General features: G+C 53.1%; 27 protein-coding genes. 8 read left to right on the top strand and 19 right to left on the bottom strand.

The genetic code is table 11. From position 1 onward, the window contains the following. Positions 1 to 16: 16 nt before the first annotated feature. Positions 17 to 1402: a uracil-xanthine permease family protein gene (locus KXR87_RS16510; RefSeq protein ID WP_437433301.1), complete on the bottom strand. Its 1386-nt coding sequence runs from the start codon at positions 1400 to 1402 to the stop codon at positions 17 to 19. A gap of 176 nt (positions 1403 to 1578) precedes the next feature. Here KXR87_RS16510 and KXR87_RS16505 point away from each other — a divergent pair, with 176 nt between their 5' ends. Further along, positions 1579 to 2307 carry a hypothetical protein gene (locus KXR87_RS16505; protein WP_437433300.1) on the top strand — a complete coding sequence of 243 codons (729 nt, stop codon included), beginning with the start codon at positions 1579 to 1581 and terminating at the stop codon, positions 2305 to 2307. Here the strand turns inward: KXR87_RS16505 and recG are convergent, their stop codons facing one another. The 5 genes from recG to gmk all read right to left on the bottom strand — a co-directional run bounded on the left by recG (position 2308) and on the right by gmk (position 8308). Then, positions 2308 to 4389, bottom strand: a complete 2082-nt coding sequence (gene recG, locus KXR87_RS16500; RefSeq protein WP_437433299.1) for an ATP-dependent DNA helicase RecG — start codon at positions 4387 to 4389, stop codon at positions 2308 to 2310. Between the two features lie 5 nt (positions 4390 to 4394). Continuing rightward, positions 4395 to 5084: a tRNA (guanosine(18)-2'-O)-methyltransferase TrmH gene (gene trmH / locus KXR87_RS16495; protein ID WP_437433298.1), complete on the bottom strand. Its 690-nt coding sequence runs from the start codon at positions 5082 to 5084 to the stop codon at positions 4395 to 4397. 125 nt (positions 5085 to 5209) lie between these two features. Then, positions 5210 to 7336, bottom strand: coding sequence for a bifunctional GTP diphosphokinase/guanosine-3',5'-bis pyrophosphate 3'-pyrophosphohydrolase (spoT, locus tag KXR87_RS16490; RefSeq protein ID WP_437433297.1), 2127 nt, complete (start codon positions 7334 to 7336; stop codon positions 5210 to 5212). 18 nt (positions 7337 to 7354) lie between these two features. Further along, complete coding sequence (gene rpoZ / locus KXR87_RS16485) at positions 7355 to 7630, bottom strand: DNA-directed RNA polymerase subunit omega (RefSeq protein ID WP_000135058.1); 276 nt, start codon at positions 7628 to 7630, stop codon at positions 7355 to 7357. Positions 7631 to 7684: 54 nt separating this feature from the next. Beyond that, a complete protein-coding gene (gene gmk, locus KXR87_RS16480) occupies positions 7685 to 8308 on the bottom strand; it encodes a guanylate kinase (protein WP_437433296.1) in 624 nt (207 codons plus the stop codon). A 256-nt stretch (positions 8309 to 8564) separates the two neighbouring features. Between gmk and ligB the strand changes: the two genes are divergently transcribed. Beyond that, entirely contained in the window at positions 8565 to 10250 is a 1686-nt protein-coding gene (gene ligB / locus KXR87_RS16475) for an NAD-dependent DNA ligase LigB (RefSeq protein WP_437433295.1), read from the top strand. Here the strand turns inward: ligB and KXR87_RS16470 are convergent. From KXR87_RS16470 to KXR87_RS16445, 6 genes are all read right to left on the bottom strand, one after another. After that, entirely contained in the window at positions 10247 to 10864 is a 618-nt protein-coding gene (locus KXR87_RS16470; protein WP_437433294.1) for a trimeric intracellular cation channel family protein, read from the bottom strand. The genes ligB and KXR87_RS16470 overlap by 4 nt on opposite strands. A gap of 169 nt (positions 10865 to 11033) precedes the next feature. Beyond that, on the bottom strand, positions 11034 to 12968 hold the full coding sequence (locus tag KXR87_RS16465; RefSeq protein WP_437433293.1) for an acyltransferase family protein: 1935 nt from the start codon (positions 12966 to 12968) through the stop codon (positions 11034 to 11036). A gap of 342 nt (positions 12969 to 13310) precedes the next feature. Further along, a complete protein-coding gene (locus tag KXR87_RS16460; RefSeq protein ID WP_437433292.1) occupies positions 13311 to 13790 on the bottom strand; it encodes a DUF943 family protein in 480 nt (159 codons plus the stop codon). Continuing rightward, entirely contained in the window at positions 13787 to 14095 is a 309-nt protein-coding gene (locus KXR87_RS16455; protein WP_437433330.1) for a DUF3289 family protein, read from the bottom strand. The genes KXR87_RS16460 and KXR87_RS16455 overlap by 4 nt, the downstream gene beginning before the upstream one ends. An 86-nt stretch (positions 14096 to 14181) precedes the next feature. Next, positions 14182 to 14346: a DUF3289 family protein gene (locus KXR87_RS16450; protein WP_437433291.1), complete on the bottom strand. Its 165-nt coding sequence runs from the start codon at positions 14344 to 14346 to the stop codon at positions 14182 to 14184. 392 nt (positions 14347 to 14738) lie between these two features. Then, positions 14739 to 15602: a YicC/YloC family endoribonuclease gene (locus KXR87_RS16445; protein ID WP_437433290.1), complete on the bottom strand. Its 864-nt coding sequence runs from the start codon at positions 15600 to 15602 to the stop codon at positions 14739 to 14741. A gap of 124 nt (positions 15603 to 15726) precedes the next feature. On the opposite strand from KXR87_RS16445, the gene rph reads away from it, so the two are divergent. Together rph and pyrE are read left to right on the top strand one after the other, a co-directional pair. Beyond that, complete coding sequence (gene rph / locus KXR87_RS16440) at positions 15727 to 16443, top strand: ribonuclease PH (protein ID WP_437433289.1); 717 nt, start codon at positions 15727 to 15729, stop codon at positions 16441 to 16443. Between the two features lie 65 nt (positions 16444 to 16508). Beyond that, positions 16509 to 17150 (top strand): orotate phosphoribosyltransferase, encoded by a 642-nt coding sequence (pyrE, locus tag KXR87_RS16435; RefSeq protein ID WP_437433288.1) that lies wholly within the window; start codon positions 16509 to 16511, stop codon positions 17148 to 17150. Between the two features lie 214 nt (positions 17151 to 17364). Here pyrE and KXR87_RS16430 read toward each other — a convergent pair whose 3' ends face one another. The 4 genes from KXR87_RS16430 to coaBC form a co-directional block, all read right to left on the bottom strand. Then, positions 17365 to 18381 (bottom strand): SMP-30/gluconolactonase/LRE family protein, encoded by a 1017-nt coding sequence (locus KXR87_RS16430; RefSeq protein ID WP_437433287.1) that lies wholly within the window; start codon positions 18379 to 18381, stop codon positions 17365 to 17367. Positions 18382 to 18566: 185 nt separating this feature from the next. Beyond that, positions 18567 to 19163: a nucleoid occlusion factor SlmA gene (slmA, locus tag KXR87_RS16425; protein WP_437433286.1), complete on the bottom strand. Its 597-nt coding sequence runs from the start codon at positions 19161 to 19163 to the stop codon at positions 18567 to 18569. A gap of 118 nt (positions 19164 to 19281) precedes the next feature. After that, entirely contained in the window at positions 19282 to 19740 is a 459-nt protein-coding gene (gene dut, locus KXR87_RS16420; protein ID WP_437433285.1) for a dUTP diphosphatase, read from the bottom strand. Next, positions 19718 to 20929 carry a bifunctional phosphopantothenoylcysteine decarboxylase/phosphopantothenate--cysteine ligase CoaBC gene (gene coaBC / locus KXR87_RS16415; protein ID WP_437433329.1) on the bottom strand — a complete coding sequence of 404 codons (1212 nt, stop codon included), beginning with the start codon at positions 20927 to 20929 and terminating at the stop codon, positions 19718 to 19720. Before coaBC ends, dut begins: the two co-directional genes overlap by 23 nt. A gap of 171 nt (positions 20930 to 21100) precedes the next feature. Between coaBC and radC the strand changes: the two genes are divergently transcribed. The 4 genes from radC to mutM all read left to right on the top strand — a co-directional run bounded on the left by radC (position 21101) and on the right by mutM (position 23288). After that, positions 21101 to 21769: a RadC family protein gene (gene radC / locus KXR87_RS16410; protein ID WP_437433284.1), complete on the top strand. Its 669-nt coding sequence runs from the start codon at positions 21101 to 21103 to the stop codon at positions 21767 to 21769. Positions 21770 to 21984: 215 nt separating this feature from the next. Beyond that, entirely contained in the window at positions 21985 to 22221 is a 237-nt protein-coding gene (rpmB, locus tag KXR87_RS16405) for a 50S ribosomal protein L28 (protein WP_032198225.1), read from the top strand. A gap of 20 nt (positions 22222 to 22241) precedes the next feature. Beyond that, entirely contained in the window at positions 22242 to 22409 is a 168-nt protein-coding gene (gene rpmG, locus KXR87_RS16400) for a 50S ribosomal protein L33 (protein ID WP_003024094.1), read from the top strand. Positions 22410 to 22478: 69 nt separating this feature from the next. After that, on the top strand, positions 22479 to 23288 hold the full coding sequence (gene mutM / locus KXR87_RS16395) for a bifunctional DNA-formamidopyrimidine glycosylase/DNA-(apurinic or apyrimidinic site) lyase (protein WP_437433283.1): 810 nt from the start codon (positions 22479 to 22481) through the stop codon (positions 23286 to 23288). 47 nt (positions 23289 to 23335) lie between these two features. On the opposite strand, the gene coaD is transcribed toward mutM, so the two are convergent. Genes coaD through waaA form a run of 3 tightly spaced genes read right to left on the bottom strand, consistent with a single transcriptional unit; the run spans position 23336 to position 25862 of the window. After that, complete coding sequence (gene coaD, locus KXR87_RS16390) at positions 23336 to 23815, bottom strand: pantetheine-phosphate adenylyltransferase (protein WP_437433282.1); 480 nt, start codon at positions 23813 to 23815, stop codon at positions 23336 to 23338. Beyond that, entirely contained in the window at positions 23812 to 24588 is a 777-nt protein-coding gene (locus tag KXR87_RS16385; protein ID WP_437433281.1) for a glycosyltransferase family 2 protein, read from the bottom strand. The genes coaD and KXR87_RS16385 overlap by 4 nt, the downstream gene beginning before the upstream one ends. Continuing rightward, positions 24588 to 25862 (bottom strand): lipid IV(A) 3-deoxy-D-manno-octulosonic acid transferase, encoded by a 1275-nt coding sequence (gene waaA / locus KXR87_RS16380; RefSeq protein ID WP_437433280.1) that lies wholly within the window; start codon positions 25860 to 25862, stop codon positions 24588 to 24590. Before waaA ends, KXR87_RS16385 begins: the two co-directional genes overlap by 1 nt. Positions 25863 to 25888 lie beyond the last annotated feature (26 nt).

Here is a 25888-nt window from a genome sequence, read left to right as displayed (position 1 = left end):
CGCTGCCGCGATGGAATTACTGCTTATCGACAGGGAATACCAGGTTCAGCACGATGGCGGTGATACCCCCTGCGGCGATGCCGGAGGAGAGCAGGTTTTTCAGCCAGTCAGGAGCAAATTGTAAAATCATCGGCTGCTGAGAGACGCCAAGGCCCACGGCCAGCGACAGCGCGATAATCATAATGGCGCGGCGGTTCAGCGGTTCGCGGGAAACGATGCGCACGCCGGAAGCGGCGATCGTTCCAAACATCACCAGGGTCGCACCACCAAGTACCGGCTCAGGCAACTGCTGCACAAAAGCGGCCACGGCCGGGAAGAGGCCCATCACCATCAGCATCACGGCGACAAAGAAGCCTACATAGCGGCTGGCAACGCCGGTCAGCTGAATAACGCCGTTGTTCTGACCGAAGCAGGAGTTAGGGAAGGTATTAAATACCGCAGAAACAAAAGAGTTCAGCCCGTTTGCCAGCACACCGCCTTTCAGGCGGTTCATGTAGACCGGGCCGGAAACCGGCTGCTCAGAGACGTCAGATGTGGCGGTGATGTCGCCGATGGTTTCCAGAGAGGTGATCATAAAGACCAGCATCAGCGGCAGCAGCAGACTCCAGTCGATGCTCAGACCGTAGTAAAGCGGCGTCGGGATCATAAAGGTGTCGGCCGGGGCAACATAGTCCGGCAGCATGCCCATCATCATGGCCACGACATAGCCGACCGCCATCGCGATCACCAGGGAAGCGATGCGCAGGTACGGGTTACGCTGGCGGTTAAGCAGAATGATGATGGCAAGAACGATACCTGCCAGCAGCAGGTTTTTGGGCGCGCCAAAGGTATGGTTTGCCATCGCGCCAAAGCCGCCACCCACGGAAGTCAGGCCAACCTGAATCAGCGACAGACCGATAATCATCACTACCACCCCGGAGACCAGCGGGGTGATCACGCGACGGGCGAAAGGCAAAATACGGGAGATGACCATCTCGGTGCAGCTTGCCAGCATCAGGGAGCCGAACAGCGCGGCCATCATCGTCGGGACATCTGCTCCCCCGGTCTTCAGCGCCGTGCCGCCCATAATCAGCGGCGCGACAAAGTTAAAACTGGTCCCCTGAATCGATAACAGACCCGAACCCACCGGGCCCCAGGCTTTAATCTGGATAATGGAGGCCACGCCGGAGGCGAACAGGGACATGCTGATGATGTGCTGCGTGTCCTGAGCCGGTAAACCCAGTGCCTGGCAAATCAGCAGACCTGGCGTGATCACGCCGACAAACATTGCCAGCAGGTGCTGCAGGGCGGCAAAAAGGGTTTGCGCCAGGGGCGGGCGGTCTTCAAGGCGATAGATCAGTTCACTGGGCTGGGAGTGCGCAACCGATTGCGCATTTTCGGACTCGATGGTGTTAACAGACATCTCAAGCAATCCCCTGATGGAAAAGCGCAGATTCTAACGGACTGTTTGGTAAAAGCAAACGGTTGCTTACCCATAAAACATACTTTTATAAAGAACGTTGAGAGGAGCGACCTGGGTTCTAAAGCCTACTGATTTTAAGGTGGTCGGCGTATTTATCGCTCCGCAGGATGTGCGCAATGCTAAAATCATCGGCAATCGCACAGGGTAATGATAAGTTAGGGATTGATATGAAAGGAAAAATACTGCTCGCACTGGCTTTTTTCTCCGCCGGTTGCCTCGCTGATGAATACGACCTGCATAGCTGCCGCAATGGTTATTTCCCCTCCTGGCCGGGTGTCTTCAACCAGGCAAAAGTAAAAACCGAAGGCGATGCAAAAGTGCATTTTTATCGTGATGATGACGGCTGTCCGGGCCAGGGGGAGGCCTGCGCAACAAAACCATATCTGGTGGCGGGCGACACGGTACTGGTGGCGCAGGAAGTGCCGGGCTGGAGCTGCGTCTGGTACTCGGGGAAAAAGCATGAGTTTGTTGGCTGGTTGCCCTCTAAGACCTTAGAAAAGCAGCCAGCAGCCAGCGCGACGCTTGCCGCGTGGACCGGAAAATGGCGTGCCGAAGCGGGGGATAATGAGATCCAGATTACCTCTGTCGGAAAAGGACAACTTAATATCAACGGCCAGGCTACCTGGTATGGCGGAAAAAATGCGGCAGGGTATGAGGTCGTTCATACCGGCGATCTTGATGAAACCGTAACGCCACAAGGGAATGTGCTGCACTGGGGAAACCCGAAAGAGGAATATGCGTGCAGCGGGACGGCGCAACTGGTTAATGGCAACCTAATCGTCAGTGATAGCGGCTATTGCGGTGGTATGAACGTCAGTTTTGATAACATCTATCACAAACCCTGATCAGGCGTTTGAGTAACGTTCGGTTTCCGGCATCCAGCGTTCAATGAGGGCCTGCGCCTGTGCCGGATAGCGTTCATGGATATGACGGGCAAGGCGCTGCACCTCCGGGATCATCGCCTGGTCACGTAAGAGGTCCGCTACCTTAAATTCGGCATTGCCGGTCTGGCGGGTGCCGAGTAGCTCGCCTGGGCCGCGAATTTCCAGATCTTTTTGCGCAATCACAAAGCCGTCGTTGCTGTCGCGTAGCACCTGCAGACGCATTTGCGCCGTTTTTGACAGTGGGGATTTGTAGAGCAATACGCAGTGGGAGGCCACTGCGCCACGTCCGACCCGGCCACGAAGCTGGTGCAGTTGCGCAAGACCGAGACGTTCCGGGTTTTCGATAATCATCAGGCTGGCATTGGGCACGTCCACGCCCACCTCAATAACGGTGGTGGCAATCAGCAAATGCAGTTCACCCTGCTTAAAGGCATGCATTACCGCCTGTTTCTCAGCGGGCTTCATGCGTCCGTGTACCAGGCCGATATTGAGCTCCGGCAACGCCAGTTTCAGCTCTTCCCAGGTCGCTTCTGCTGCCTGCGCTTCAAGCAGGTCCGACTCTTCAATCAGCGTACAGACCCAATAGGCCTGCCGACTCTCCCCGGTGCAGGCGTTGCGCACACGGTCAATAATGTCGTTACGCCGGGTATCCGGTATCGCCACGGTGGTGACAGGCGTGCGGCCTGGCGGCATTTCATCGATCACTGAGGTGTCGAGATCGGCATAGGCGGTCATCGCCAGGGTGCGTGGGATGGGGGTCGCGGTCATGATCAACTGATGCGGATGAAAGCCCTGCTGCTGACCCTTTTCCCGTAGTGCCAGACGTTGATGAACGCCGAAACGGTGCTGTTCATCGATAATGACCAGTGCAAGGCCGTTAAACTGCACCTGCTCCTGGAAGATAGCGTGGGTGCCTACCACCATCTGTACCTGGCCACTGGCAATCGCCTCCTGCTGCGCCTGACGGGCTTTGCCTTTTTGCTTACCTGCCAGCCAGCCCACCTCGACACCCAGCGGCGCAAACCAACTGCGGAAGTTGTTGGCGTGCTGCTCAGCCAGCAGTTCGGTCGGCGCCATCAGCGCCACCTGGTTGCCGTTGGCGATGGCACGCAGGGCCGCAAGCGCGGCGACCAGCGTTTTACCGGAGCCGACATCGCCCTGCACTAACCGCATCATGGGCATGTCGAGCGCCATATCACGCTCAATTTCCGCCGTCACGCGCGCCTGCGCGCCGGTGGGTTTAAAGGGCAGTGAAGCCAGCAACTTGTTTTTCAGCGTATCTTTGGCGGCAAGCGGCTTAGCGTGATAACGCTGGGCTCCTGCCCGCACGGCCAGCATACTCAAATTGTGTGCCAGTAATTCTTCCAGAATCAGGCGCCGCTGTGCCGGGTGTTTACCGGTTTCCAGATCGGCAAGCTGTAGCGACGGCGGCGGGCGATGCAGCGTGCGTAATGCCTCCGGCAGAGACATCAGCCCCTGCGCCAGCTCAGGCGGTAACAGCTCGGTAATGGCGCAGGTATCAAGCAGATCCAGCGCCTGGTCAGTAAGCTTGCGCAGGGTGGCCTGCTTTACCCCTTCGGTAGTGGGGTAGACCGGAGTCAGGGTCTCCTGTAACGCCGGCGTGCTGAGATCACCCTGCACGCGGTATTCCGGGTGGATCATCTCTGCGCCGTATTTCCCGCGCTTCGCTTCACCGTAGGCCAGTACGCGACGTCCGGTCGTCAGGCTGTTTTTCATCGCCGCGTTGAAGTTAAAGAAGCGCATGGTAAGGATGCCGGTGCCATCGCTTATCTGGCAGGTCATCATCCGACGTCCGCCGAAGCTGATGTTGCAGTTCAGCACTTCGCCTTCCACCGTGGCGTAGATGCCCGGCAGCAGGTCATTGATGGGGTAAAGCTGGGTGCGGTCTTCGTAACGCAGCGGCAGGTGGAGCAGAAGGTCCTGTATGGTATGCAGGCCAATTTTTGCCAGCTTGCTGCTTTGCGCCGCGCCAACGCCGGTTAAGGTATTAAGGGGAATGGCATCTAACAGGCGACCTTGCATATGTTTTACCTTGAGGCCTGCATGGTCGCCCACCAGCTTTCGTCGGCGTCGACTTCGCCCTGCAAATTAACGCGGGGATAGGGCAGACCTTTACGTTTGGCGACCCGCGCCAGCACCGGATAGCCGCCTTCAAACAGCAGACGTTGCTGTACCTCATCCGGCAGCATGCTGTTTTCACGCTCGTACATACCGGCGTTTTGCCGCTGACGCTGTGCTTCGTAAAGGATAAGCGCAGAGGCGACAGAGACATTCAGCGACTGCACCATGCCAGTCATCGGGATGATAATATCCTGATCCGCCAGATCCAGCGCTTCCTGGGTGATCCCGGTTTTCTCCTGGCCCATCATAATACAGGTCGGGCGGGTATAGTCGATGTCACGAAAATCCACGGCTTTCGCGGAGAGATGGGTTGCCAGTACCTGCATGCCAGCGGCTTTGATATGCATGACAGCATCGCGGATGTTGGGATGGGTTTTTACCTCCACCCAGCTGTTACTTCCTGCGGCGGCGCCAGCCATGGTGCGTAAATTATTGCCAGGCCAGACGGCGTGAACTTCATGCACACCTACCGCGTCCGCCGTGCGGATAATGGCGGAAACGTTATGAGGTTTATGGACCTGCTCCATGCAAACGGTCAGGTCTGGTTGACGTCTGGCGAGCATTTCGCGAATGCGCGCATAACGTTGTGCATTCATTTACACTTCCATCCTTTGATTTGCCTCGGCGTGAGCTGCACTCTCTCACCCCGGTCACGCACGACTGTACGCGCCAGGGGCTTCATTCGCTTGCCATCCTCTTGCAGCCCGAATGATGTAGTGCACTAATTACGGTTGCGGGTGACTTTAATAACGTCCGGCATCACGCGGATTTTACGCATGATGTTTGCCAGATGGACACGGTCGCGAGAGGTCAGACGGATGTACGCGCTGTAAACGCGACCGTCTTTCTCTTCCGTATTCAGGCTCTGAATATTGGAGGACGCCGTGTTGATGGCCGCCGTCAGGTTCGCCAGCGCACCCTGGTGGTTAAACATGTCCACCCTGATTTCGGTGATAAACTCCTGCGCCGTCTCTTTGTCCCATTCCACGGCCATGTACTTCTCGGGCTCTTTTTGATAGCCACGAATGTTACGACAGGACTCATGGTGGATGACCAGTCCTTTACCCGGACTGACGTGCGCCACAATCGGGTCGCCGGGAATAGGGCGACAGCATTTTGCAAAGGTAATCAACACACCGTCCGCACCTTTGATAGGCAGATGACTGTGGCCGCTGCTGATGCTGGTAATGCTTTGTGCCGTGGCTGTGGCGTCACCCTGTTGCAGGTTTTTCGCGACCACCACGCTCATGGCGTTACCGAGACCAATTTCCGCCAGCAGGTCGTCCAGCGACGCCAGCTTCATACGGTCAAGTTCGCGCTGAATATGTTCCTGTGGGATCTCCGCGAGTTTGCGGCTGCCGCCCAACGCATGGTTGAGCAGGCGACGGCCCAGGCTGACGGAATCGTCACGCTTGAGGTTCTTCAGCAACTGGCGGATTTTGGCGCGCGCTTTTGAGCTGACAACAAAGTTCAGCCACGCGGCATTGGGGCGAGCGCCCGGTGCGGTAATGATTTCCACCGTCTGGCCGCTGGCAAGAGACTGCGACAACGGGTACGGCTGTCGGTCGACGCGAGCACCGACGCAGGCATGACCGATATCGGTATGCACAGCATAGGCGAAGTCGACCGGCGTCGCGCCCGCTGGCAGCTCGACAATGCGGCCTTCGGGGGTGAAAACATAAATCTCATCCGGGAAGAGATCAGATTTTACGCTCTCAATAAATTCAAAGGAGCTGCCTGCGCTTTGCTGCAGTTCCAGCAGGCTTTGCATCCAGCGCTGGGCGCGGATTTGCGCCGTGGTGCTGCTTTCGCCACCGTCTTCTTTGTACGCCCAGTGTGCCGCAACCCCCATTTCCGCCATCTGGTCCATGTCTTCAGTGCGGATCTGCACTTCAACCGGAACGCCGTGCGGGCCAATCATCGAGGTGTGCAGAGACTGATAGCCGTTCGCTTTCGGAATGGCGATGTAATCTTTGACGCGACCGGGACGTGGCTTGTAAAGGCTGTGCATCTGGCCAAGCACGCGGTAGCAGGTGTCGGCATCCTGGACGATTACGCGAAACGCGTAGATGTCCATGATCGAGTGAAAACGCTGCTCTTTCAGCACCATCTTGCAGTAGATTGAGTACAAGTGCTTTTCCCGACCGCTAACGCGACACGGGATCCCCGCTTCCTGCAAACGCCCTTCGATCTCCGCAAGGATTTTCTGAATCATCTCCTTACGGTTGCCGCGCGCCGCTTTCACCACCTCTTTAATGACGCGGTAACGGTTTGGGTGCAGCGCTTCAAAGCCCAGCTCTTCAAGCTCGGTTTTGATGTGATGGATACCTAAACGGTGCGCCAGCGGGCTGTAGATTTCGAGGGTTTCACGGGCGATGCGACGACGTTTATCCGGGCGAAGTGAGCCCAGCGTGCGCATGTTGTGGGTGCGGTCAGCGAGTTTGATGAGAATGACGCGGATATCCTGCACCATCGCCATAATCATCTTGCGAAAGTTTTCGGCCTGCGCCTCTTTCTTGTCGCGGAATTTGAGCTTATCAAGCTTCGACACCCCTTCCACCAGCTCGGCCACGCTTTTGCCAAACAGCTGCTCCATGTCCTGATAGGTGGCGGGGGTATCTTCGATCACGTCATGCAGCAGGGCAGCCATTAAGGTTTCATGGTCGAGTTTCATCTCGGCCAGGATACAGGCAACCGCTACCGGGTGCGTGATATAGGGTTCACCGCTTGAACGTGTCTGGCCCTCGTGAGCATCACGTGCAACGAGGTACGCCTGCCGCAGACGCTTAATCTGGTCTTCCGGCAGATAGTGTTGAATCAGCTGATTCAGGCTTTCAAACAGATACAAGGGCGACCCGCTTTGTGATTAACGACGACCTTCAGCAATAGCGGTAACGGCTTGTAATTCAGCGGCTTCCTGCTCTTGCTGTTCCTGGCGCTCACGCACGTCGAGGATCTGGTTGTTGATCAGACCTTCTTCGATTTCACGCAGAGCGATAACGGTGGTTTTATCGTTTTCTTCCGGTACCAGCGGATCCTTTCCGCCTACCTGCATCTGACGAGCGCGACGCGCGGCGACCAGTACCAGGTCAAAACGGTTACCAATTTTCTCAACAGCGTCCTGAACAGTTACGCGTGCCATAATTAAAATGCTCCACAGGTGAAGAAATGACTGGGCATGATACTGAAACTGATGTCAGTCTGCCAATAGTTTGCTGATTAAAGCGTCATGTCGCTGTTTCTGGCGGCTCATACGCAGACGTTCGGCGCGAATGATGTTTTTCAAATCACCCAGCGCGGTGTCAAAGTCATCATTCACAATAAGGTAATCATACTCGGCGTAATGGCTCATTTCAGCAACTGCCTGCACCATTCGTTTCGCAATCACCTCTTCGCTATCCTGGCCGCGACCACGCAGGCGCCTGTCCAGTTCAACCTTTGACGGCGGCAGAATAAAGATACTGCGTGCCTGCGGCATTCTGGCGCGGATTTGCTGCGCGCCCTGCCAGTCGATATCCAGGAAAACATCCACACCCGTCTTAAGCACTTGCTCAATGGCGGCGCGGGAAGTGCCGTAAAAGTTGCCAAATACTTCGGCATGTTCAAGGAAAGCATCCTCGCTAATCATCGATTTAAATTCGTCGTGATTCACGAAGAAATAGTGTTCACCGTGTACTTCACCCGGACGCGGCGCGCGCGTGGTGTGTGAAACAGAAACCTGGGTGTCATATAACGGTTGGGTTTTTAATAAAGCCTGAATGAGGCTTGATTTACCCGCGCCACTGGGGGCGGAAACAATATAAAGCGTGCCTTGAGCCATGAGAGTCTTTTGTATGTGAATTGCGAAAGGAAACTTACATACGTGCCTATTATACACAACGGCGCAATGTGACGTAGCCCCCGTCACACTTTTTACTTCTGATTCTTATTTTTTGCGTACTTTTTCCCTGATTTGCCATGACTTTTCTGTAACGAGCGAAAAGGGGCGGAATCCGCTGCGCAAAACGCCTTTTAGCGTCTCGAAAGGAGTGATGTGCTCAGTTATACCCTTGCCATTCAGGTAAGGAGACGGACAGATGGTGATAAGGACATACCTTTTTTTGAGCACGTTGCTGTGGAGCGTAGCGGGAGTGGCGGCCTGCCCGGTCTGGTCACCTGCGCAAGCACAGGAGGAGATAGCGCTTTTAGAACAGCAAATTAACCAGTGGAACGATGACTACTGGCAACGGGGACGCAGTGTGGTGAGTGACAGCGTGTATGACACGCTCACGGTGCGGCTGGAGAACTGGCGGCGGTGTTTTGGGGGAGAGTCAAATCATCCTCTGCCCGCACTACCCGAAGGCACCCTGAAACACCCGGTTGCCCATACCGGGGTTGAGAAAATGCGCAGTAAAGCTGCGCTGCAGGAGTGGATGCAGGGAAAATCATCGCTTTGGGTACAACCAAAGGTGGATGGTGTGGCGGTGACTCTGGTCTATCGCAACGGTGAACTGGCACGAGCCATAAGCCGCGGTAACGGCCTCGCAGGAGAGGACTGGACAGCAAATGCCCGCCAAATCCCCTCGCTGCCAAAAAAGGTTTCAGGCGAGCTGGCGAACAGTGTTCTGCAGGGGGAACTTTTCCTGCAACGCCCAGGCCATATTCAAAAGAGAATGGGCGGGATGAATGCAAGGGCAAAAGTGGCGGGTGCGATGATGCGTCATCGTGACTCAGACCTGTTAAAGGAGATATCCATCTTTGTCTGGAGCTGGCCTGACGGGCCGGCCACACTGACTGAGCGGGGGCAGTTACTTTCTCAGGCAGGGTTTAACTGGATCGAAAAATACAGTATTCCGGTGAAAAACGTTCATGACGTTGAGCAGCTAAGGCAGCACTGGTTCACCTCCGCCATGCCTTTTGCCACAGACGGCGTTATTGTCCGTAGCGACAACGAACCTGAGGGTAAACGCTGGTTACCGGGCCAGGGGAGTTGGGTGGTGGCCTGGAAATACCCGCCCGTGGAGCAGGTCGCTGAAGTGAAACAGATAGCCTTCACCGTCGGGCGCACTGGAAAAATAGCGGTGGTGGCACATCTGGAACCTGTCCAGCTTGATGATAAGCGCGTGCAGCGGGTCAACATCGGCTCGGTACGTCGCTGGCAAGCCCTGGATATTGCGCCAGGCGATCAGGTGCTGGTCAGCCTTGCCGGGCAAGGCATCCCACGCATTGATGATGTGGTCTGGCGCAGTCAGGTGCGGGAAAAACCCGTGCCTCCGGGGACGGTATATACGCCTCTCACCTGCTTTTATGCTTCTCCAGAGTGCCACGAACAATTTATGGCACGTCTGGTCTGGCTCAGTTCAAAGCAGGTTCTTGATATCGAGGGCCTGGGTGAGGCCGGGTGGCATATACTGCATCAGGCCTGGCATTTTGAGCATCTTTTCTCCTGGCTCACCCTGACCCAAGAACAGCTTACTCATACGCCCGGCATGACGCCGGCGAGAGGGGGACAACTCTGGCATCGCTTTGCATTTGTGCGCGAACGCCCTTTTATTCGCTGGCTTACCGCACTGGGGTTGCCGATACCAAAATCGGCATTAAATGCTGCGGGTGATGTTCACTGGCAACAGCTTCAACAGCGGGATGCGCAAGCCTGGCAACGTTTACCGGGCATTGGTGCGGGGATAGCCCGTAAACTGGTGGCCTTTATTCATCATCCGGATATTGCGAAGCTGGCGCAATGGCTCGGCAGTCAGGGTATCTCTGGCTTTGATAATGATTAATGCGCGCTGTGGTTGTAGTGAAAAACGGGCAGTCTCAGTTTCCAGCGCAGTGCCAGCATGCGAGCAGTGAAGCCAAACAGTAATGTCGAAATGACGATAACATCCTGATTACTCACATAGTGCTGCAGCGCGATATACAGTACGGCAGCGGCAAAAGAAATACCGGCGTAGAGTTCTTTTTGAAAGACCAGTGGGATGCGCTTACAAAACATATCACGCAGGATGCCGCCAAAGACGCCGGTGACGACTGCGGCAATCGAGGCGATGATCAAGCCTTCCCCCATATCGAGCGCGATTTGTGCCCCGATAATGGAGAATACGATCAGGCCAAGGGCATCCAGTACCAGAAACAGACGGCGTAAATGTGGCATCACCGGAGCCACCAGCGTAGTCAGCACCGCCGCAACGGCCACAATAACGACATATTCCGGGTGTTTTACCCAGCCCAGAGGATAATGCCCAAGAAGGATATCCCTGACCGTTCCGCCTCCCAGCGCCGTAGCGGTTGCAATGATGATGACGCCAAAGGTGTCCATACGGCGGCGACCAGCCGCCAGCGCGCCGGTCATCGCTTCGGCAGTAATACCAATCAAATAAAGAATATGTAGCAGCATCTGTCCCCCAGCAATGAGGGCGTAAGGGTAGTTCTTCGCACGGCGACAAACGATTGAGATTTTTTTGTGCGAAGGATTAATCAATAGAATAACTAATCCATCATCTCTTTATTAACGGGCTTCATGCCATTTTTAGGCAGGAATGACATAAATTAAACTCATGGTTGCGCTAATGTGGCTGAGCAAATATCTTCCGGAACATCGGGACCAGGCGTTTATTACCGGTTTCGCTAAGATGGTTGTCATCAAAGTACCAGGGCTGTAAATTCTGGCTGCCCATGCAGCGGCCGTCATGACAGAGATACGGGGTAGGATCGAGCACCTGTACGCCGCATTGTTGAGCTGCCTGATACTGTGCCTGCAGAACGACAGTGTTGTGTTGCTGCCACTGGCTGAGCGAAACCGAAATATCCTGAACGGCTCTGCCGGTCATCAGGCTATGGGATAAGGTCCGGGGAACGTTGACGGGCATTTCAGGCATCGGGCTTACAAGGTAGACGGGATGTTCACGATTAAGGGTACAGGCCATCCTGATCATGGCCTCTGCATATTTGCGCAGGTACGTCGCATCATTTTCAGACTGATTGTCGAAAATCACCAGACGCTGCTCCGCGTAGTGAGTCAATCGGTTAACGATGATCACCGGAACCTCTGAGGGCCAGCTCTTTAGCCGGTCGCTGAGTCCGCGGTTGAACTGCCCGCACGCTTTACCCTCTTTAAGTTCGCCGTCAGCAAGGGTCGGGCATCCGGAAGCCGTCAGGCCGATGACCGCCCCGGTCCCCTCCGCGGCCTCTGCTAGTGCGGTTGCCGTCGCTTCTGCATGACTATCGCCCACAATGATGGCCACCGGTTTTCCCTGTCCGTAATAGCTCAGGTGTGTTTTAGGATTCGCCGCAAAATTTTTGTTATTGGCTTCCAGCGCAATTTTGTTTACCAGGGGGTTTGGCTGGCTAACAATAAAATCGTTTTTCACCAGATAGCTAAAAAGCCAGGCAGCTCCGACGACACTGAGAATAATTGACCAGAACTTTATGGCTGATTGCCCGGAAAGATAGTTTTTGGCTGGTAGCTCAATGAGTAACCAAGAAAGCCAGCCTGCAATAAAGGAAAGTGCAATAGCGCCAAGTACCCAGGGGCCTTTGGTATGTTGTCCGGCATAAACCAGATAAACGGCAACAGGCCAGTGCCAGAGATAAACCGAATAAGAGCTTAATCCTATCCAGCGTAGGTTTCTGTCAAACACTGCCGTGATGGACTGGCAGTTGCTGTAAATCACCAGCATTGTGCCTGTTACGGGCAGGAGAGTTAACCCTCCCGGCCACGCATCGTCGGTGGTAAGAAAAACCAGTGACAGAACGATGAGGAGATAACCTGAGATTGCAGTCATCGGACGCAGATTGGCGGTTAGGGTAAAACGTGTTGTGGCATACCAGACAAGGCCGCCACACAGCATTTCCCATGCCCGGTACGGCATCAGATAAAATCGGGTGGATGCGCTGGAAGAGGTCAGTGTTATGCAGGCCAGAAAAGAGCAAAGCGTGAGAATAAGGAGGCAGCTTCCTGAACTGATTCTTTTTCTGAATGGGTATACTGCCATTAATATAATCGGCAGTATCAGATAAAATTGCCATTCGACAGACAGTGACCAGGTATGCAAAAACCAGTTTTCATGGGCACTGGTTGCGAAATAATCGCCTGCTTCCTTATTCAGTTTTATATTGGAAATAAATAAAGCAACATATCCGACATAATTCCCTAACTTGCGGTACTCATTGTTTGGCATCCACAGATATGTCGCCAATAACAGAATGGTGCAGAAAATCAATAAGGCGGGAATAATCCGTTTACACCGTGCAGCATAAAACTGAATCAGATTAAAAGAGCGTCGCTCCAGTCCGGTAGCTATAATTTTGGTCATTAGATAACCGGAAATAACGAAAAAAACATCAACCCCTGCGAAGCCGCCCGGTAGCAGTTGCCCTGCAAAGTGATAAAGCACAACGGAAAGAATAGCAATACCGCGAAGCAGGTTTATATCCTGTCTGAAGTCACGGTCAACCATGACGGTTTGCGTTGCCTCTACAGATAAGTTGATGTTAGCCATACCTGTCCTGGGATAACTTTTGGGGGCGAAGAAAGTGCGGGGAGTATATCAAATATTGTGATGAAATCCTAACGTGTAAATAGGGGGGTGTTGCGATATATTTATATTTTGGTAGCGATGTGCATTAAAAATGGCTTCTTATTTAGAAGCCATCCATTTAATGAATACTTAGTTTAAATTTACTCAACATTCTGAATATGAATGTTGATTACAATAAAATAAATACTATTTATCATCATCTAATAGGTAAACCGGTGACGGATTTACCATTTTACTCCCCAATCAACTCCCCATTTATAACAGTGGCAAGCTGTTCAGCTTGCCAGGTTACGATTACATCTGTCATTGAATGGTTGTCTTTGATCTTCCACCTAGCATGAGCTCACCAGAAGGTTTCCGAGAGTAAGATTCTGTTCCTGTTCGGTAATAGGTATATCCATCCTTTGTCCTGGTTATGTCCATGATCCAGTTAGACTTATTAATACAATTTTCTTCTGTATTCATATCACCGAAGCATAGTAAATAATCAGTATCATGATCTGGAAAAATACCTGAATTTTTAGGAGCAAGCTTTTGATATTTTCCGTCAAACTTCCAGACTGAAACAAAGTAAGTTTCAGCAGATGAGAGGGTTTTAGCTCCATTATTATCCCACCACTCAATTTTACTACTATCACTGAAAGGCATGTTTTTAACTAAAAATTCTTTATTAGAGCCAGTGCCGTGAACGGCAAGGACCTTAGTAGAATTAAAAAAATTCAAATAAAAAAATGCAAAAATAATAGCTGAAAATATAAATGTTATAATTTTTCTGGCTTTCATCCATTCCTCCGACAACTATTTTCAAACCCGGCTTTCATATTTGTTAAAAAATGCTCAAATGCAAAATTTTCCCATCGCTGAAGCACAAACCAGATGCGGAATGCCTTAATATAGTGAAACTTCATATTCATTATGTCACTTTTGTCGAGACCAAAATGATGTTGTCCTGTAAAAATTATTTTCGCTACATAACCATTTTCAGTAGTATCAAGCTTAGTGAGTTGTATCTTTGTGGCATATATGTCGTGTATCGACATTCCTAACTCATTGAAACTATCTGCCCATCTGTTAAATTTAGGATGTATTGAATTTCCTGTTACTTTTCTTATTGAATCTTGTCGGCATCAGATAAGCCATTTTTTACATCAATGGCAACCTTACCGAGTATAGACTAGATTATTTTCCGTGAAAATGACGGAGAGGATTGTTCCTTTAATATTAAACTTTTATATGCACTATCAAGAAAAAGGCTGGAGTAGCTTTTTCCATTGCCATGATAAAAATGCTTTACAAGATTATTAAATAAATTATGTTGTCCTAAGTAATATGTAGACAATGAAGATCGAAGAAACTCATCGAAAAGGATTTGAGCAATTTCCGTTTTTGATTTTTGGTTGTGATGGAATTCTCAAATACAAACCTTCGCCGTCACTGTATCTACCGGGCTGTCTTGTCTTAACAAGAGCCTGAACAGTTTTTACGGTTAGAGAACCCATAAATGAATCCTTTGAATCAAGATAACCCTTTGTGTGTAAAGAGTTACCAGTGGTTGTGGGGAGTAGTTACTTATAGCTCATGCATTTTAACTAGTAAACGGAAACTACTCACCAATCCACCCTCCACAAAATTGTCGAGAGTGGCGGAGCTATATATTCATTACTGAAAGTTAATTGCATAAAAAAGCCCATTTAACATGGGCTTATGTATTATATTGGGCTTTGAAAGAATTTACTCAATGTTCTGAATCTGTTCGCGCATCTGTTCGATCAGGACTTTCAGTTCAATGGCCGAATTAGTGATATCAGCATTAATGGATTTCGACGCCAGGGTGTTCGACTCGCGATTGAACTCCTGCATCATAAAATCGAGGCGACGACCGACAGCTTCCTTTTTCTTGAGGATGTTCCAGGTCTCTTTGACGTGCGCGTCCAGACGATCCAACTCTTCGGCAACGTCAATGCGTTGCGCCATCAACACCAGCTCCTGCTCAAGGCGGTTGTTTTCAAGCTGTACCTGCGCATCTTCCAGCTTGGCAACCAGACGGTCACGCTGCCATTGCAGGATTTCAGGCATCTGGGCACGGACTTTTTTCACTTCAGTGCTGACGCCTTCAAGACGCTGCTCAATCAGCGCTTTCAGTGCCTGGCCTTCGGTTTCACGGGCAATGATGAAGTCATCCAGTGCACCGTCGAGCGCGGCAAGGATTTCAGCAGAAATGGCATCAAGATCCTGCTCCTGAGCGGCCATCACCCCCGGCCAGCGGAGAATATCCACCGGGTTGATTTCGCCCTCATCGCTTTGCATTTTGACCCAGTTCGCGGCCGAGACCAGCTGTTTGGCCAGTTTCTCGTTAAGAATCAGCTCACCCTGGGCGCTGGCATCGGGTTCAAAACGCAGGTTGCACTCAATTTTGCCACGGGTCAAACGTGCACGAATGCGCTCACGAACTACCGGCTCAAGGCTACGAAACTGCTCCGGCATACGAAAGTAGGTTTCCAGATAACGCTGGTTAACCGAGCGCAGTTCCCAGGAGGCGGAGCCCCAGCTACCTTTGATTTCACGCCGGGCGTAGGCGGTCATACTGCGGATCATAGACGTTCCCGTTTTTTAAGGAGAGATGCGAGGATTATAGCTTTCATGGGCTTGTCAGGATAGGAATAACCTGGGTAAGCCAGTATAATGCGCAGCCACATTGGTAACAGCCGGAGAAATCATCATGCGTCCATCAGGTCGTAGCACCACTGAGGTGCGTCCCGTCACCCTGACCCGTCACTATACAAAACACGCTGAAGGCTCCGTGCTGGTTGAATTTGGTGACACCAAAGTTCTGTGCACCGCCACGCTGGAAGAGGGTGTTCCGCGTTTTCTGAAAGGCCAGGGTAAAGGCTGGATCACCGCCGAATACGGTATGCTGCCGCGCTCTACCCATACCCGTAATGCTCGTGAAGCCGCCAAAGGTAAGCAGGGCGGTCGTACCATGGAAATCCAGCGTCTCATCGCGCGTGCACTGCGTGCCGCTGTTGATTTGAACGCGCTCGGTGAGTACACCATCACGCTGGACTGCGACGTGATTCAGGCAGACGGTGGCACCCGTACCGCCTCCATCACCGGGGCCTGTGTGGCGCTGGCGGATGCGCTGAATGCGCTGGTTAGCGCGGGTAAACTGAAAGCCAACCCGATGAAAGGTATGGTGGCGGCGGTTTCCGTGGGTATCGTTAACGGCGAGGCACTGTGTGACCTTGAGTATGTTGAAGATTCCGCCGCAGAAACTGACATGAACGTAGTCATGACCGAAGACGGGCGCATCATCGAAGTACAGGGCACCGCTGAGGGCGAGCCTTTTACCCATGAAGAACTTCTCACCTTGCTGGCGCTGGCCCGAGGGGGAATCGAATCCATTATTTCAACGCAGAAGGCGGCGTTGGAAAACTAGTTTTTAAGGCGACTGAGAAGTCGCCTTTTTTTTGTCTGAAGAAAAGCGGAAAGAGGAGCGAATCCATGAAACCATATCAGCGCCAGTTTATTGAGTTTGCGCTTAACAAGCAGGTACTTAAGTTTGGCGAGTTCACGCTGAAATCCGGGCGTAAAAGCCCCTATTTCTTCAACGCCGGGCTGTTTAATACCGGGCGCGATCTGGCACTGTTAGGGCGCTTTTACGCCGAAGCGCTGGTGGATTCCGGGATTGATTTCGACCTGCTGTTCGGCCCGGCCTACAAAGGCATTCCAATTGCGACCACCACGGCGGTAGCCCTGGCGGAGCATCACGAACGCGATGTGCCGTACTGCTTTAATCGTAAAGAAGCCAAAACGCATGGCGAGGGTGGCAACCTGGTCGGCAGTGCGCTGGAAGGCCGCGTAATGCTGGTGGATGACGTCATCACTGCCGGGACAGCGATTCGTGAATCCATGGAGATTATTCAGGCGAACCACGCCACGCTTGCGGGTGTGCTGATATCCCTGGATCGTCAGGAACGCGGTCGTGCGGATATCTCTGCCATTCAGGAAGTGGAGCGTGATTACGGCTGTAACGTTATTGCTATCATTACATTGAAAGATTTAATTGCGTATCTGGAAGAACAGCCGGAAATGGCTAACCACCTGGCGTCGGTTCAGGCCTATCGCGAAGAGTACGGCGTGTAACAATACCCCTCATACTTCAAGCTGCAGGTGCGTTGATGACGTGTGTTCACCCCAGTCACTTACTTCAGTAAGTTTCTGGGGATGAATGAGCAACATCCATGTCCCTCACCACAGGCCGCCTCTGGCTGTTCAAATTCGTTCCTGACGAATTTGTCACGCGCTTACCGTCTTCCTGCAGCGCGAATTATTTAGAGTATTTATAAACGATGGTCTGTTAAACCAGCTTCGCCCCCAGCGTATTCACATACAGCGAATAGATGGAGGTACTGGAAGCCATAAAAAGCCGGTTCCCTTTTTCGCCGCCAAAGCAAAGATTGGCGCAGCGCTCTGGCAACTGAATCGTGCCGATGTGTTTACCCTGAGTGTTAAAAACGCGCACGCCATCCAGCTCTTCCGTTCCCGTTCCCCAGCCGCACCAGAGATTTCCGTCCATATCACAGGCAATACCGTCTGCCGTTCCGTTGCCACAGTCGATATGCACCCGTTTATTTTTCAGGGTGTTATCGACAACGTCCCACGCGAGGATCAGACGGTTTGGCGTCGCCCGACTTTCCACGACATAGAGTATTTTTTCATCCGGTGAGAAGCAGAGGCCGTTTGGCCCTTTTACCTCACCCAACACCACCGTGAGTTCGCGGGTTTCCGGGTCCAGTCGGTAGACGTTTTGCGGTAATTCAGGCGTCGCCTTATGCCCTTCATAGAAACCTGAAATACCAAACGGCGGATCGGTAAACCAGATAGTACCGTCGGACTTCACGACGATATCATTAGGTGAGTTGAGCGGTTTGCCGTCATAACTGTCGGCGAGAACGGTGATGGATCCGTCGTATTCGGTACGGGTGATACGGCGAGTGTCATGCTCGCAACTGATTAAACGCCCCTGCCTGTCCCGCGCATGGCCGTTGGTGTAATTTGCCGGATGGCGAAAGACGCTGGCCTGACCGGTGACTTCATCCCAACGCATAATAGTGTCGTTCGGGATATCACTCCACATCAGCATGCGCGTATCGCCAAACCAGACCGGGCCTTCTGCCCAGCGGTAACCCGTCGCGATCTGTTCGACCTTTGCGCTGGAGAGCATACAGGCTTTAAAGCTGTCATCGATGGCGATTATCCGTGGATCCGGATAGCGACCTGAGGGTGCCCAGGCGGCAATGCTTTTTTGGCTCAGCAATAATGAGGCGGTAGCGATGCCGCTCAGCTTTAATAGGTCACGTCTCGAAGTTGCCATAAAAACGTCTCCATGTCCGTAGGGGATTTTTCTGTTTATTTGTATGAGGCAGAAAGCTAAGTCCACAGAAAGGGTAAAAGATGTTCATTGGCAGAACATCTGGCAACATAACGAATCAGGTTGGGCTTTTACACATAGTCGTGTGAAGTCATGCAGCTTTTGACGGCTGCATGAGAAGGGGAAAATTATTGCAGTTGCGCGGCAAGAAGTGGCCAGCGGGCTTCAAAATCATCGGTGGGACGATATTTGAATTCGCTGCGGACAAAGCGGGAGAGCATGCCTTCACAAAATGACAGCAGCTGGCTGGCTAACAGATTCTCGTCAGTGGTGTAACCTTCGCCTTCACGCATCTTTTTCTCACGAAGCACCTGACGAATTTGCGACTCAATGCGTTCGAAAAGTTGATTGATGCGCCCCTGCAGGCGATCCTGTTCAAACATCAGCGCATGGCCCGTCAGAATGCGGGTCAGGCCTGGATTTCGCTCTCCGAACCCCAGAATCAACTGCACTATCAGACGCAGGCGTACGGTAGTGTCCTTTTCATCTTTCATGATCAGGTTAATGCGGGTCATCAGGCTGTCTTCGATAAACTCGATCAGGCTGTCGAACATACGAGTTTTGCTGGGAAAATGTCGGTATAACGCGGCTTCGGAGACGCCGACTGACGCCGCCAGTTTTGCCGTGGTAATGCGTTGACTGCCATCGCTGGATTCAAGCATCAGAGCCAGAGACTGAAGTATTTCTTCGCGACGATTCCTTTTCGCGGTTTGTTTTTCTGCCATGTTACAAAATACCCCTGAAATACGCGCTTATCAGGCGAACATCCACGCGACGGCCGCACCCCAGAGTGCGGAAAGTGTTATGACATTATTGCGTCGCGGGATGCGTTAAATGGGCTGCTTATTTACGCCCGGAGTGGCCAAAGCCACCTTCGCCACGGTCCGTGGCATCAAACTCTTCAACCAGATTAAATTCTGCCTGCACAACCGGTACAAACACCATTTGCGCGATGCGTTCACCCGGTTCAATGGTGAAACTATCCTGACCACGGTTCCAGACGGAGACCATTAACTGGCCCTGGTAGTCAGAATCAATCAGGCCGACCAGATTGCCGAGCACAATGCCATGTTTATGACCAAGGCCAGAACGCGGCAGAATAACGGCCGCAAGCGAAGCGTCAGCGATATGAATCGCAAGGCCGGTAGGCAGCAGCGTAGTTTCACCTGGTGCCAACGCTACGGCGTCATCGAGGCAGGCTCGCAGGTCAAGGCCGGCAGAGCCAGCGGTGGCATAGGTTGGCAGCGGAAATTGCTTACCAACACGCGGGTCCAGAATCTTAACGTCGATTTTTTTCATCATAACGGGTAACGATCTCGTCCAGTAATAAGTGGCCTAACTGTTCCTTGCTCTTTAGCGGTAAAGGTTTATCGCCATCCTGCCAGAAAAGATGCAAAGCGTTACTATCGCTATTAAAGCCTTGATTAGCCTTAGAAACATCATTGGCACAGATTAAATCAAGGTTTTTGCGGGTACGTTTTTGCCGGGCATATTCTTCCACATTATTTGTTTCGGCGGCAAACCCAACGACAAAGGGGCGGTGTGTGGTCAGTGCAGCAACCCCGGCAACGATGTCCGGGTTTTTAACCATTTTTATTGTTAATTCATCGCCTTGCTTCTTAATTTTTTCCCCGGCGACTGTCGCAGCACGGTAATCCGCAACGGCAGCACAGCCGATAAAAATCTGCTGCTGCTGCACGAGAGCCTGTACAGCGGCTTCCATTTCCAGCGCAGTGGTGACGTCAATACGCTGCACGAAAGCGGGTGTGGGCAGGGAGACCGGCCCGGATATCAGCGTCACTCTGGCACCACGACGGGCAGCGGCGGCGGCAATCGCAAAGCCCATTTTTCCTGAACTATGATTCGTGATATAGCGCACTGGATCCAGCGGCTCACGCGTTGGGCCTGCGGTAATCATGATGTTGAGATGTTGCAGATCGTTGACGGGCGCGAAGTGGGCAGCGGCCATGTCGACGATGGTTAACGGGTCCAGCATTCTGCCTGGCCCAACGTCTCCGCAAGCCTGGCTGCCGCTGTCCGGACCCCAGACTAAAAGGCCACGCGACGCGAGGACCGCTAAATTGTGTTGAGTCGCCGTGGCGCGATACATTTGCTGGTTCATCGCAGGTACAACGGCAACGGGCGAGGGCGTCGCCAGGCAAATTGTTGAGACCAGGTCGTTGGCCATTCCGGCTGCAACACGGGCAATCAGATCGGCGGTGGCAGGCGCCAGGATAACCAGATCTGCCCATTTTCCCAGCTCAATATGGCCCATTGCAGCTTCCGCTGCAGGGTCGAGCAGACTGTCAGACACGGGGTAGCCAGAGACGGCTTGCAGGCTTAGCGGGGTAATAAACGCTTTCGCCGCTTCAGTCATTGCTACGCGCACATCGGCACCGCGATCGCGCAGGCGACGTACAAGCTCCGGTGCTTTATAGGCCGCAATGCCACCGCTAATACCGAGAACGATTTTTTTACCCGCCAGACTCACCATGATTCTTTCCTGTTGGAGTTCACCAGAAGGCGGGCATTTTATCACAATCCTGGCGTTGTCGTGTTTTTGCCCGTTCTGCGGTTTGCGAGGCGCTACGCAAGGATCTCTTCTCCCTGTCGAGTCGGTACGGCGCCTGTGGCAGCATGGCTCAATAAGGGAGGAGTCGACATGGAATCGGTGTATTTACCCAAGCTGCCCCGAGAGAAAATGATGAATTCGGGCGTTGAGTCGCTAACGGATGTGGAGCTGCTGGCCCTGTTTTTACGCACCGGCGTACCTGGCATTCCCGTGATGGCGCTGGCGACGGAGCTGCTTACGCATTTTGGCTCTCTTTATACGCTGCTGACCGCCGATTATCAGGCTTTCAGGCAGGTGAATGGCATTGGGGTGGCGAAATATGCTCAGTTAAAAGGTATCGCTGAACTGGCACGGCGTTTTCATAGCGTGAAAATGCTGGAAGAGACGGCGCTGCTCAGCCCGGAAATGACGCTGGAATTTTTGCAAAGTCAGCTGGCGGGGGAAACGCGCGAGATCTTTATGGCGATCTTTCTGGATAATCGTAACCGGGTGCTTAAATACAGCCGCCTTTTTACTGGCACCATAGACCAGGTGGAAGTACACCCGCGAGAAATAGTGCGTGAAGCGATGAAATTGAACGCTGCCGCCGTGATCCTTGCACATAATCATCCTTCGGGTAGCGCTGAACCCAGTAAAGCGGATAGAATCGTCACCGAAAAGGTGGTGAAGTGCTGTCAGCTCATGGAAATCCGTGTGCTCGATCACCTGGTGATAGGTCGTGGAGAGTACGTTTCGTTCGCGGAACGTGGGTGGATTTAAACCTCTTTGCGCGATCCATCGGGATCTTTGTCTGTTCGGGACTTGAGCACATCGCCGAGTCAGCGTATACTACGCCACCTTTGAGAATCTCGGGTTTGGCAATTGGGCCTGGCTACACGAGTTCGCTTAGAACCGTCAGACCAGGCTGTGAAAGCCTGACGAGGCGCCAATACCCCATACGAAGCTCGAGCTAATTTGATTTTTGGAGAATAGACATGTCCCGAGTCTGCCAAGTTACTGGCAAGCGTCCGGTGACCGGTAACAACCGTTCCCACGCACTGAACGCGACTAAACGCCGTTTCCTGCCTAACCTGCACTCTCACCGTTTCTGGGTTGAGAGCGAAAAGCGTTTTGTCACCCTGCGTGTATCTGCTAAAGGTATGCGTGTAATTGATAAGAAAGGCATCGATACAGTTCTTACCGAACTGCGTGCCCGTGGCGAAAAGTACTAAGTACTTAGAGGAAATAAATCATGGCTAAAGGTATTCGTGAGAAAATCAAGCTGGTTTCTTCTGCTGGTACTGGTCACTTCTATACCACCACGAAGAACAAACGTACTAAGCCGGAAAAACTGGAACTGAAAAAGTTCGATCCAGTTGTCCGTCAGCACGTTCTTTACAAAGAAGCAAAAATTAAATAATTTTGGCTTTCTTGTACGAAAACCTCGCTTCGGCGGGGTTTTTGCGTTTTCAGACCCGGAGAATGCAACATGCCAGAGTTACCAGAGGTAGAAACCAGCCGCCGTGGCATTGAGCCGCATCTGGTGGGTGCCAACATCCTTCATGCTATTGTTCGCAACGGTCGCCTGCGCTGGCCGGTTTCCAGTGAGATTCATAGCCTGAGCGACAAGCCCGTGCTCAGCGTGCAGCGCCGTGCGAAGTACCTGCTGCTTGAGCTGCCTGATGGCTGGATAATTATTCACCTCGGGATGTCCGGTAGTCTGCGTATTCTCCCGGAAGAGCTGCCTGCCGAAAAGCATGACCATGTCGACCTGGTGATGAGTAACGGCAAGGTTTTGCGCTATACCGACCCTCGCCGCTTTGGTGCCTGGCTGTGGACCAAAGCGCTGGAAGGCCATAACGTTCTGGCCCACCTCGGCCCTGAGCCGCTCAGCGATGCGTTTAACGCAGACTACCTGCAACAAAAATGCGCGAAGAAAAAAACGGCCATTAAACCCTGGCTGATGGATAACAGGCTGGTGGTGGGGGTGGGCAACATCTACGCCAGTGAATCGCTCTTTGCCGCAGGTATTCACCCTGACCGACTGGCCTCCTCGCTTTCCCGCGAGGAGTACGAGTTGCTGGTGCGAGTGATTAAAGCAGTATTACTGCGCTCAATAGAGCAGGGCGGAACGACGCTGAAGGACTTTTTGCAAAGTGACGGTAAACCGGGCTACTTTGCGCAGGAGTTGCAGGTGTACGGTCGTAAAGGGGAGCCCTGCCGGGTATGCGGTACGCCTGTTGTGGCAGCAAAACATGCGCAACGCGCGACGTTCTATTGCCGGCAGTGTCAGAAGTAGCCAGGTACGGGCCGGGTAAAGGTTGTGCCACTACCCGGCGCTAAGCGCTACTTCAGCTTCTCCATCAGCGCCTGGTGCACATTTTCGGGCAGAAAGTGGGTGACATCACCAGCGTGGCGGGCCACCTCTTTGACCAGGGTGGAGGAGATAAACGACCACTCCTTCGATGGCATTAAAAACACACTCTCCAGCTCCGGCATTAAATGACGATTCATATGCGCAAGCTGCATCTCATACTCGAAATCGGCGACGGCTCGCAGGCCACGGATTAAAATATTCGCCTGCTGGGCTCGGGCAAAATTGGCCATCAGATCGCCAAATCCGGTTACCGTCACGTTGGGAATGTGCTGGGTTGCCTCTCGTGCCAGGGCCACGCGTTCATCAAGCGAAAACATTGGCTTTTTGCTCGGGCTGGCGGCAATTGCCAGCACCACCTCGTTAAACATGGTGGCGGCACGGGCGACAATATCAATATGTCCGTTGGTGATCGGGTCGAACGTACCGGGATAAATCGCTTTTGTGCTCATCCGTTACCCTTCTCAGCGTAGCCGTGGTTTAACGCCCACAGCTCGGTGTATTTGTTGAAAGTATACTGCGCATTTACCACGGCCAGCAGCCAGCCCTGTTTGCCATCCAGTATGCCGCCGCGCAGCACCAGGGTTTTGAAAAACGCCCCCAGCGTATGGGCGAAGATAGCGGTCAGTGAAGTTTTCTTACCCTTATGGTGACGTTCCTGTGCCCAGGCCGTGGCGTAATTGAACTGCTTGCGCTGGAAGCTGGCAAAGTCGCGGCAGGTCAGATGTAACAGATCGCCGCCAAGCTCAATGACTTTTGCGCCCTGCGTTTCCAGCGATTCATGCACCCGATTGTCGTTGTACTGAAAACGTTCACGCGGATACAGACGCATAACCCGGTCGGGGTACCAGCCGCTGTGGCGCATAAAGCGTCCAAGAAAATAGTTACGGCGGGCGATACTGTAGACAGCGTCAGGGTGAGGGGAGGCCAGGGCGGCACGGAGCGCATTGGCCAGTTCCGGCGTCACGCGCTCATCGGTATCAATCATCAGTACATAGTCGCCAGTGGCATAGCGTTGTGCACGCTGCCGCTGCACGCCATAACCCTGCCAGTCAGCCTCAATAAAGACCTTCGCCCCGGCAGCGCGCGCCAGTTCAACGGTATTGTCTTCGCTTCCGGAGTCGAGCAGCACGATTTCGTCTGCCCACGCCACCGAAGCGAGGCAATCCGGCAGCAGGTCAGCCGCATTTTTGGCGATCATGACCACCGACAAACGTGGGGACATTAATGGCTCCGTTGCGGTAAATACGGTTGCAGAAGCTGGAGCAGACGCGTCAACGCACCCTGGTTCTGGTGCAGCACTTCAACGGCATGGCGCCCGCACCATAAACGATAGTCTTCATCGGTTAACAGCGTGGAGATTTCTTTGGTGAGCGATGCCGCATCCGTGACGGTTATCAGGCCATCAGCAGCCTGCAGGCGTGCGCAGATGTCTTTGAAATTAAAAGTATGTGGACCCATCAGCACGGGCAGTGCGTGTGCTGCCGCTTCGAGCGGGTTGTGACCGCCTCGCTCGACCAGACTGCCGCCCACGAACGCGATATCAGCAATCCCGTACAGCATCATCAGTTCGCCCATGGTGTCACCAATCACCACCTGAGTACTACCAGATGGAATTTCACCTGAGCTGCGGGTAATAAAGCTAAAGCCGCCCTTACGGGCCATGTCACAGGCATCCGGGAAGCGCTCCGGATGACGCGGCACCAGAATCAGCAGTAAGTCGGGGAAAGTTTCCAGCAGCGCGCGGTGGGCCTGCAGGATAATGGTTTCTTCGCCGTCGTGGGTACTGGTTGCAATCCATACCTTGCGACGGGGTGCCCACTGGCGGCGAAGCGTGATCGCACGGGCTGCAAGTTCTGGCGTCACGGAAATATCAAATTTGAGGCTACCTGTTACCGCCAGCTGATTACGCTTCAGGCCAAGCTGCAGGAAGCGATCACCATCTTCCTGGGTCTGGGCCGCCATCAGGGTGATTTTACTGAGCAGGCGGCGCATAAACTTACCGAGCTTGCCGTAGCCTTTCGCAGAGCGGTCAGAAAGCCGGGCGTTGGCAATCACCAGAGGGATTTTGCGGGCGTGCAGGGCCGAAATCATATTGGGCCACAGTTCGGTTTCCATGACGATAACCAGCTTCGGGCGCACGGTATCGAGAAAGCGGCGCATGGCGCAGGGCAGGTCATAGGGCAAATAGACATGATGCACATCTTTACCAAAGGCGGACAGCGCGCGCTCTGAGCCCGTCGGCGTCATGGTCGTGACCGTAATCGGCAGGGTGGGGTAACGGTGGCGCAATGCGCGAACCAACGGCACCGCCGCCAGGGTTTCACCCACGGAGACCGAGTGCAGCAAGATACCGTCCGGGTTCACTTTGTTACGACAAAAACCATAGCGTTCAGCCCAGCGTTTACGATAGGCAGGGGCTTTCCGGCTACGCAGCAAAAGGCGCAACCACACCAGAGGCTGAATGAAGTAAAGCAGGAGGGTATACAACAATTCCAAGCGATAATCCGTCTTTTTAGTTTCGG

The organism is Yokenella regensburgei (assembly GCF_051486985.1).
Taxonomy (GTDB): Bacteria; Pseudomonadota; Gammaproteobacteria; order Enterobacterales; family Enterobacteriaceae; genus CBFFRJ01.
The sequence above is the reverse complement of the archived record's forward strand: the minus strand, read 5'-3'. Positions and strand labels throughout refer to the sequence as shown.

Coding starts and splice junctions, on each gene's coding strand:
- dut (WP_437433285.1), bottom strand. CDS start 19,740: ATGATGAAAAAAATCGACGTTAAGATTCTGGACCCGCGTGTTGGTAAG.
- rph (WP_437433289.1), top strand. CDS start 15,727: ATGCGTCCATCAGGTCGTAGCACCACTGAGGTGCGTCCCGTCACCCTG.
- radC (WP_437433284.1), top strand. CDS start 21,101: ATGGAATCGGTGTATTTACCCAAGCTGCCCCGAGAGAAAATGATGAAT.
- coaD (WP_437433282.1), bottom strand. CDS start 23,815: ATGAGCACAAAAGCGATTTATCCCGGTACGTTCGACCCGATCACCAAC.
- KXR87_RS16430 (WP_437433287.1), bottom strand. CDS start 18,381: ATGGCAACTTCGAGACGTGACCTATTAAAGCTGAGCGGCATCGCTACC.
- KXR87_RS16510 (WP_437433301.1), bottom strand. CDS start 1,402: ATGTCTGTTAACACCATCGAGTCCGAAAATGCGCAATCGGTTGCGCAC.
- pyrE (WP_437433288.1), top strand. CDS start 16,509: ATGAAACCATATCAGCGCCAGTTTATTGAGTTTGCGCTTAACAAGCAG.
- rpmB (WP_032198225.1), top strand. CDS start 21,985: ATGTCCCGAGTCTGCCAAGTTACTGGCAAGCGTCCGGTGACCGGTAAC.
- KXR87_RS16465 (WP_437433293.1), bottom strand. CDS start 12,968: ATGGCTAACATCAACTTATCTGTAGAGGCAACGCAAACCGTCATGGTT.
- ligB (WP_437433295.1), top strand. CDS start 8,565: ATGGTGATAAGGACATACCTTTTTTTGAGCACGTTGCTGTGGAGCGTA.
- KXR87_RS16445 (WP_437433290.1), bottom strand. CDS start 15,602: ATGATCCGCAGTATGACCGCCTACGCCCGGCGTGAAATCAAAGGTAGC.
- KXR87_RS16505 (WP_437433300.1), top strand. CDS start 1,579: ATGCTAAAATCATCGGCAATCGCACAGGGTAATGATAAGTTAGGGATT.
- gmk (WP_437433296.1), bottom strand. CDS start 8,308: ATGGCTCAAGGCACGCTTTATATTGTTTCCGCCCCCAGTGGCGCGGGT.
- KXR87_RS16460 (WP_437433292.1), bottom strand. CDS start 13,790: ATGAAAGCCAGAAAAATTATAACATTTATATTTTCAGCTATTATTTTT.
- KXR87_RS16385 (WP_437433281.1), bottom strand. CDS start 24,588: ATGTCCCCACGTTTGTCGGTGGTCATGATCGCCAAAAATGCGGCTGAC.
- KXR87_RS16470 (WP_437433294.1), bottom strand. CDS start 10,864: ATGCTGCTACATATTCTTTATTTGATTGGTATTACTGCCGAAGCGATG.
- slmA (WP_437433286.1), bottom strand. CDS start 19,163: ATGGCAGAAAAACAAACCGCGAAAAGGAATCGTCGCGAAGAAATACTT.
- trmH (WP_437433298.1), bottom strand. CDS start 5,084: ATGAATGCACAACGTTATGCGCGCATTCGCGAAATGCTCGCCAGACGT.
- recG (WP_437433299.1), bottom strand. CDS start 4,389: ATGCAAGGTCGCCTGTTAGATGCCATTCCCCTTAATACCTTAACCGGC.
- rpoZ (WP_000135058.1), bottom strand. CDS start 7,630: ATGGCACGCGTAACTGTTCAGGACGCTGTTGAGAAAATTGGTAACCGT.
- rpmG (WP_003024094.1), top strand. CDS start 22,242: ATGGCTAAAGGTATTCGTGAGAAAATCAAGCTGGTTTCTTCTGCTGGT.
- mutM (WP_437433283.1), top strand. CDS start 22,479: ATGCCAGAGTTACCAGAGGTAGAAACCAGCCGCCGTGGCATTGAGCCG.